Source organism: Streptococcus pluranimalium (assembly GCF_047785705.1).
GTDB classification, from domain to species: domain Bacteria; phylum Bacillota; class Bacilli; order Lactobacillales; family Streptococcaceae; genus Streptococcus; species Streptococcus pluranimalium_A.
Genome location: NZ_JBLOJV010000020.1, coordinates 21,913 through 30,075, shown reverse-complemented (window position 1 = coordinate 30,075; position 8,163 = coordinate 21,913). Strand labels below are relative to the sequence as shown.

Here is an 8,163-nt window from a genome sequence, read left to right as displayed (position 1 = left end):
TATTACTCTAGGACAGTTTAGTAGATTTTTAGGAAGTTTAACTAAGTCAAGTCGTGAAAAATTGAATCAAGATTTCACGATCATTCCAAATAGGTCAAACTCTCTCGAGTTAGTTGTCAATGCTCTTATTGAGTTAAGGAATGCTACCATGCACAACAGTGCGATTTTTGATGCTAATTTTTCAAGCGGTGTATCTAAAGCACTCAAAAAACAGATAAAACAAGATTTAGGATTATCGACATTCACTTGTGTTTTCATTGAAGATTATTTCATTCTACTAATTTGGACTTTGAACATTCTAAAATTTGATACAGTAGTCCTCAATAACTACATCAATCAATTCAATGAAATTGTTGAACGATTTGATGTTTCACTCAATAATCGTGATATTCTCTTTAAGATTATCAGTACAAATAGAAAAACATCAATTCAACAATTAAGTAAATTTATTGACGAAAAACGAAATTAGTGGTATCATAGTTGTATCGAATTGGGGTGTGCTAGTCACGTCTGGGAGGGTCTGATGCGTCAGTCCTCCTCTTTTTTTTATTTTTAAGTATTCTTCGGAGGTTATCGGTTGTGCTGCCGATTATCAGTACCATGGGCAATGGCCAAGATTGGGTACGAACAGCCGCAAGTCTCGGTGGGGAGACAGGGACAAGTCCACAAGCAGGAGCTATTCTTTCCTTTGCGGGAGGAGGACATGGCACACCAACAGAATACGGACATGTGGCTTTTGTGGAGAAAGTCTACTCAGATGGCTCATTTCTTATCTCAGAAACCAACTATAATGGCAATCCAAACTATACCTTCCGTAAATTATCTGGAGTGGACAGTAGCTTGAGTTTTGCTTATACGACGAAATAAAAAAAGGATATGCTAACAATAACTTGATTTGTTAGCATATCTTTTGTGTTTTTTTGTCACGATTAATCAGAATGTATAGAAATGAGAACTGTTATGAGACGAATCATCTCATCAAGAACATCTGCAAGTGAAATCCCTTTTGTATAGCTATATTTTTTTGAATAATTTTGCCATTGTTTATTCTGAATAGGGTCAGATTTGAACCTCTCGAGTAGTTCAATAATCTTTACAAAATCGAGTTCTGTTTCGCGATATGAAAATGTTCTCTGACAGGCATTTCTCAACTGAATGAAGTCAATGTCTTCTTTCTTCAGTTTTGAAAGAATATAAACATCGTAAAAGTCTTTGCTTCTGCTGTTCAAGAAGTTTCGTGAATAGATGGTTTGGAGTTTTTCAGCTAGAATTGTTTCAATTGTATAAGCAATGATTGGAAAATTGTCTTCATCAAAAATAGCTTTATAGTCGTATGTTATCGGCTGAGGAGTTACAACATCACCTGTCGCAATATCCAAATGGATAACTTGTTTAATATTCTCAAGTTGGCACGAAATTGTTGCTCGATAGCCACCATAGTCATCACTTTCTTTAATAGCTGTGATTGATTGAATTGTGAAAGAAATACCTTTTTCAGAATCTGCTAAAACTTCTTCAAGTTGCTGTTTAACAGTTTCTTCTGATAGTGTTATTTGATGGAATAAAAAGTCAATATCAACAGTGCTACGAGATTCAACTCCGATGACATTCGAAAGTAGGAATCCTCCTTTGAAGATATAGTGATTTGAATAGGTACTCTGACTTAATTTTTTCAAAATCACTTCAAGAAAGTAATAGGTCATCACGGAATTAAAGGTTAAACCAGTATTCTTTGATATTTTATGACAGAGTGCTGTTAATTTAGCTTTGTTCATATTAGAACCTCCAGAGTTTGTTTAACTTTTTCTAAAGTATTCATTTTTGTCGCATATTCATAGAGTTTTGCTAGATTTTTTTTAGGATAGTTCCCATAAGATTGAAGTGTTTTGACAAAAAGTTCAGTATCTATTTTTTCTCGATGAATCACAAAATCACAAATAATACGTTCAAAATCATATACCCTTACGTTGTTTCCCATAGGAGTAGGTACAGTAGTCATTCCTAGCTCGCTGTATTCTTTAGAGACAAAGTGAATATTTAGATTAGCTGGAGGAGTATTAAAGCGGTAGCCTCTAGGAACTGTCACATCAAAATATTGTGGAATTTCATCTGTAAACTGTTGTAGATACAGTGCCGAAATATAAGAGAAAATAGCCTTAGGAAAACGATATTGAAAGAAGTAGTATTCATCATAGTCTCCGTTTTGGGTTAGGAAAATACCTTTTTCAACTCGGAAGATAATGCCTTCTTTCTCTAGTCTTGTCAAATATATTGTTGGAATACCTAGTGCTTTACAATCTTTGTTTGTGACAATGCCATTGTTCTTTTCTATAAAATCGAGTAGAATCTCTTTTTTTGACATACGGCCTCCCACTTGTTGCTTTTACACTACAATTTTACAATATTTGTGGTATAAAAGCAACATTTTCTTTTCCCTCATTTTATTGTGATAACAAAATCAAGCCTTCTTTTTTATGATGAGGAAAGAGTGACAATTTGTTGCTAGAGAATAAAAGAAAAGAAGGACTATTTATGACCAAAACATGTAATTATCACTTTCTTGTCAATCAGGAAAAAGGCGAGAAACACGTCTTTCGTAAGAGTAAAAAATACCGAACCCTTTGCTCGGTTGCCCTTGGAACCATGGTGACTGCTGTTGTTGCTTGGGGAGGAACGGTTGCACATGCTGATGAAGTCACGTCATCAGTTGACACCACCATCCAACGAACGGAGAATCCAGCCACAAATTTACCAGAAGTACAGCCAAACCCTGTATCTGAACAAACTGAAAGTTTAGCGTTAACTGGACAATATAGCGGTGCGATTGCTGTCACTGTACCACATGATACGGTAACAAAAGCAGTAGAAGAGGCAAAGGTTGAAGGTGTTTCTACGGTTGAAGATAGTCCAATGGATTTGGGAAATACAACTTCTGCGGCAGAGACCAACCAACAAATTTCAAAAGCTGAAGCAGATGTCCAAAATCAAGTTGAGGCGATTAATGAAGTCACTGAAACCTACAAAGCTGACAAAGTAGCTTATGAGGATGAAAAAGCTCGCATCGAACAGGATAATAAGGAGCTGTCACAGGCCTACGAAGAGGCCAACCAAACTGGTAAAGAGACAAATGCTTGGGTTGATTCTAAAGTCAATGACCTAAAAACTCGGTATGCAGATGCTGATGTGACAGTGAAAGAACAAGTAGTTTCATCAGGAAATGGGACATCTGTACTAGACTATACAAACTATGGCAAGGCGGTTGAAACCATTCAATCAACTAACGAACAAGCTGTAGCGGATTATCTAACAAAGAAAACAAAGGCAGATGATATTGTTGCGAAAAATCAGGCTATTCAAAAAGAAAATGAAGCTGGACTTGCTAAGGCAAAGGCAGATAATGAAGCCATTGAAAGGCGTAATCAGGCTGGTCAAGCAGCTATTGATGCTGAAAACCGTACAGGTCAAGCCGCAGTAGATCAAGCTAATCAGGAGAAACAACAATTAGTTTCAAATCGTGCAGCCGAGATTGAAGCTATTACAAAACGTAATAAAGAAAAAGAAGCCACAGCCAGAAAAGAGAATGAAGCGATTAATGCCTATAATACCAAAGAATTGGAACGCTATCAACGTGACTTAGCCGAGATTTCAAAAGGTGCAGAAGGTTATATTTCTGAAGCCCTTGCTCAAGCCCTCAATCTCAATAACGGTGAGCCACAAGCACAACATGGAGCCAATACCCGAAATCCTAATCAGATCATTTCAACTGGTGATGCTATGCTGGGTGGCTACTCAAGAATTTTGGATTCAACAGGATTCTTTATCTATGACAGCTTCAAAACAGGTGAGACTCTTAGTTTTAGCTATCAAAATCTTCAAAATGCACGATTTGATGGTAAAAAGATTAGTCGAGTGACTTACGAAATTACCAACCTTGTATCACCAGCTGGAACCAATGCCGTGAAATTGGTTGTACCAAACGATCCCACAGAGGGCTTTATTGCCTATCGAAATGACGGAAACGGTGACTGGCGAACAGACAAGATGGAGTTTCGTGTAGTTGCTAAGTATTTCTTGGAAGACGGTTCACAAGTTACCTTCTCCAAAGAAAAGCCAGGAGTCTTCACACATTCTTCCCTCAATCATAATGACATTGGTCTAGAATATGTCAAAGATACTTCTGGGAAATTTGTGCCGATTAATGGTTCTACCGTTCAAGTGACTAATGAAGGTCTAGCACGTTCTTTGGGTTCCAACCGTGCAAGTGATTTGAATTTACCTGAGGAATGGGATACCACATCAAGTCGTTATGCTTATAAAGGAGCAATTGTCTCAACAGTTACATCAGGAAATACCTACACAGTCACCTTTGGCCAAGGTGATATGCCACAGAATGTTGGTTTGTCTTACTGGTTTGCCTTAAATACCCTACCAGTGGCACGTACTGTAACACCATATAGTCCCAAACCTCATGTAACGGTGGAACTTGAACCCATTCCAGAACCTATTACGGTAACACCAGATGTCTATATTCCAAAAACTTTTACACCAGAAAAGCCTGTGACCTTCACGCCAAAGCCTTTGAAAGAAGTGGTGCAGCCTAGTCTGACCTTGACCAAAGTAACCTTACCTGTTAAACCTACTCCAAAAGAACTTCCAACGCCACCACAAGCACCAACTGTCCATTATCATGCGTACCGTTTGACGACAACTCCAGAGATTATGAAAGAAGTGGTCAATAGTGACCAAGCTAATCTTCATGAGAAAACTGTCGCAAAAGATTCAACGGTGATTTATCCCTTAACAGTTGATGCCTTATCGCCCAATCGTGCCCAAACGACTAGTCTCATTTTTGAGGACTACTTGCCTGCTGGTTACCTATTTGATAAGGAAACAACACAAAAAGAGAATGGAAACTATGTCCTTAGCTTTGATGAGACTAAGAATTTTGTGACCTTGACCGCAAAGGAAAACTTGTTGCAGGAGGTAAATAAAGATTTAACCAAGGTTTATCAACTGACTGCTCCAAAACTCTATGGTTCTGTTCAAAATGATGGGGCAACCTATTCCAATAGTTACAAACTCCTTTTGAACAAGAGTACAACCAATGCTTACACAGTCACTTCAAATGTTGTAACGGTTCGTACACCAGGTGATGGGGAGACAACCACACTCATTACACCAGATAAAAACAATGAAAATGCGGATGGTGTCCTCATTAATGACACGGTCGTAGCCCTAGGCACAACCAACCACTACCGATTGATTTGGGATTTGGACCAGTATAAGGGAGATCGTTCTGCTAAAGAGACAATTGCACGAGGCTTCTTCTTTGTGGACGATTACCCAGAGGAAGTGCTTGATGTGGTGGAAAATGGCACGGGTGTTACAACCCTTGATGGTCAGAAGGTATCAGGAATAACGGTTAAAAACTATGCTTCCCTAAATGAAGCACCTAAAGACCTTCAAGATAAATTAGCTCGTGCTAAGATTACACCGACAGGTGCCTTTCAAGTCTTTTTGCCGGATGACAACCAAGCCTTTTATGACCAGTATGTTCAAACTGGAATATCTTTAGCTTTACTGACCAAAATGACAGTTAAAGATAGTCTCTATGGTCAAACTAAGACCTATACAAACAAGGCTTATCAAGTTGATTTCGGCAATGGCTATGAAACCAAGGAAGTGACCAACACCCTTGTTTCTCCAGTACCCAAGAAACAAAACCTCAATAAAGAAAAAGTAGACATCAATGGGAAGCCCATGCTAGTGGGAACTCAAAATCACTATACTCTCTCATGGGACTTGGACCAATACCGAGGGATTAAAGCAGACAACACTCAGATTGCACAAGGTTTTTACTTTGTGGATGATTATCCAGAAGAAGCTTTATTGCCGGATGAAGTAGCTATTCAGTTTGTCACATCTGATGGCAAAACAGTTTCAGGAATCACGGTGAAGGCTTATTCTCAATTATCAGAAGCTCCTAAAATGCTACAAGCAGCCCTTTCGAAACAAAAAATTCAGCCTAAAGGAGCTTTTCAAGTTTTCATGCCTGAGGACCCACAAGCCTTTTTTGAATCTTATGTGACCAAGGGGGAGAATATTACCATTGTCACTCCGATGACGGTTTTGGAAACCATGCTTAATTCAGGGAAGTCTTATGAAAACGTGGCTTATCAGGTGGACTTTGGGCAAGCCTATGAAACCAACACGGTGACCAATTTTGTCCCTAAAGTAACTCCACATAAGTCTAATACCAACCAAGAAGGTATTTCAATTGATGGAAAGACTGTTCTTCCGAATACGGTCAATTATTACAAAATTGTCTTGGATTACAGTCAATACAAGGACATGGTCGTGACGGATGATGTTCTTGCCAAGGGATTTTACATGGTAGACGATTACCCAGAAGAAGCCCTTACCCTAATTCCTGACGGCATTCAAGTTTTGGATAAGGATGGCAATCGTGTATCTGGTATTTCTGTTAGCACATACGCTAGTTTGTCAGAAGCTCCGAAAGTTGTTCAAGATGCCATGGCTAAACGCCAGTTTACACCTAAAGGAGCCATTCAGGTCCTTAGTAGCGATGATCCCAAAACCTTTTATGAGACCTATGTGAGGACTGGTCAAACCTTAGTTGTCACGCTTCCGATGACAGTTAAAAATGAGTTGACCAAAACAGGTGGTCAGTATGAAAATACAGCCTATCAGATTGATTTTGGCTTGGCCTATGTCACGGAAACAGTGGTTAATAATGTTCCAAAATTAGACCCACAAAAAGATGTGGTGATCGACTTGTCTCATAAATATGAGAGCCTTGACGGGAAAGAAGTGGCCTTGCATCAAACCTTTAACTATCGCTTGGTTGGAGCATTGATTCCAAGCAATCGTGCGACTGATTTATTTGAATATGGTTTTGAAGATAACTATGATGAAAAGCATGATGAGTATAATGGTGTTTATCGCAGCTATCTGATGACGGATGTCATCCTCAAAGACGGTTCTGTCTTAAAAGAGGGGACAGAAGTCACGAAATATACCTTGCAACAGGTGGATACAGAAAATGGCCTAGTGTCAATTTCATTTGATAAATCCTTTTTAGAGACTATCTCTGATGGTTCAGCCTTTCAGGCAGATGTTTACCTGCAGATGAAACGGATTGCGACTGGTCAGGTGGAGAATACCTACCTTCATACAGTGAATGGCTATGTCATCAGCTCAAATACAGTTGTAACACATACACCTCAACCTGAAGAACCAAGTCCAAATCAACCCTCACCACCTCAACCACCAATTGAGACTATTGCACCGCCTGTTCCAGCAAGCGTTTTGCCAAATACAGGGGAACAGGAATCCCTTTTGGGCTTGATTGGAGCTGGTATTCTACTTGGTACGGCTTATGGACTGAAGAAAAAGGAGGAGAAGTAGATGAATCCAAAAACTATTTATGAAAAGGATTCAGACCAAGATGGTTTGACAGATGCTCAGGAACTAGCTTTGGGAACCAATCCGCAGTCTGTTGACACAGATGGTGATGGTCAAGCTGATTTAGAAGAGCTACAATCTGGACATTCACCACTAGTCCCACAAAAGGAGTTGTGTGATGGCTTGGAACTTTGACACCATGAAAGAGGCTTTGTCTGAAATGGAGAAGGTCGATTACCAAGAGTTTATCAAAGCTTTTCTCTCTTTGGAATTAAGTATTTCTAATAGAACAATCCTCAATCAGGTTTATCAAGATTATATGGATGAGGATGACCTATCCTTGATAAGTGATGAGCTACGAGTTAAAGTTGATAGTTATCAGGATGAAGTACAGGCAGATATGACTGACATTCTGGAAAAGCTGTACCGAACAGGTGAAGGCTCTAATTTTATTATGGATTTAATGTCCTCAAATAGTCTCTCAGAAACCTTGGAACAGTATGAGGTTTTGGATAGTGACGATTATTCACCACTTAGCCTTGAAACCTTACAGGCCATGATCCAACAGGACTTGGCTATTTCCAGTCAGGATTATTTTGGAGATTTGGTTCACCTTGCCTTGCAAAAAGATTTACTAGACCAGAAAAGTCATTTCTTACAACACTATGTGGCAATTGTAATGGAAGGTATTCCACAAGAAAGAGACCAACGAACCTTGGTCCTAGATTAACTCAAAGG

General features: G+C 39.1%; 5 protein-coding genes and 2 pseudogenes. 5 read left to right on the top strand and 2 right to left on the bottom strand.

Going from position 1 to position 8,163, the window contains the following annotated elements; all coding sequences use genetic code 11:
- Nucleotides 1–469 (top strand): annotated as a pseudogene (locus ACMZ6Z_RS06135) (Abi family protein); the annotation flags it as partial.
- Nucleotides 470–582: 113 nt separating this feature from the next.
- A pseudogene (locus tag ACMZ6Z_RS06130) lies at nt 583–867 on the top strand (CHAP domain-containing protein); the annotation flags it as partial.
- A gap of 62 nt (nt 868–929) precedes the next feature.
- Here the strand turns inward: ACMZ6Z_RS06130 and ACMZ6Z_RS06125 are convergent.
- Nucleotides 930–1,775 (bottom strand): nucleotidyl transferase AbiEii/AbiGii toxin family protein, encoded by an 846-nt coding sequence (locus tag ACMZ6Z_RS06125; RefSeq protein ID WP_256769960.1) that lies wholly within the window; start codon nt 1,773–1,775, stop codon nt 930–932.
- Nucleotides 1,772–2,362: a type IV toxin-antitoxin system AbiEi family antitoxin domain-containing protein gene (locus tag ACMZ6Z_RS06120; protein WP_256769962.1), complete on the bottom strand. Its 591-nt coding sequence runs from the start codon at nt 2,360–2,362 to the stop codon at nt 1,772–1,774. The genes ACMZ6Z_RS06125 and ACMZ6Z_RS06120 overlap by 4 nt, the downstream gene beginning before the upstream one ends.
- A 170-nt stretch (nt 2,363–2,532) precedes the next feature.
- Here ACMZ6Z_RS06120 and ACMZ6Z_RS06115 point away from each other — a divergent pair, with 170 nt between their 5' ends.
- From ACMZ6Z_RS06115 to ACMZ6Z_RS06105, 3 genes are read left to right on the top strand one after another with little or no spacing between them, the layout of a single operon-like run.
- Nucleotides 2,533–7,428, top strand: coding sequence for an SspB-related isopeptide-forming adhesin (locus ACMZ6Z_RS06115; RefSeq protein WP_416131701.1), 4,896 nt, complete (start codon nt 2,533–2,535; stop codon nt 7,426–7,428).
- On the top strand, nt 7,429–7,620 hold the full coding sequence (locus ACMZ6Z_RS06110) for a calcium-binding protein (RefSeq protein WP_001068448.1): 192 nt from the start codon (nt 7,429–7,431) through the stop codon (nt 7,618–7,620). It abuts the gene before it with no gap.
- Entirely contained in the window at nt 7,604–8,155 is a 552-nt protein-coding gene (locus ACMZ6Z_RS06105; protein ID WP_277290636.1) for a hypothetical protein, read from the top strand. Before ACMZ6Z_RS06110 ends, ACMZ6Z_RS06105 begins: the two co-directional genes overlap by 17 nt.
- Nucleotides 8,156–8,163: the final 8 nt, after the last annotated feature.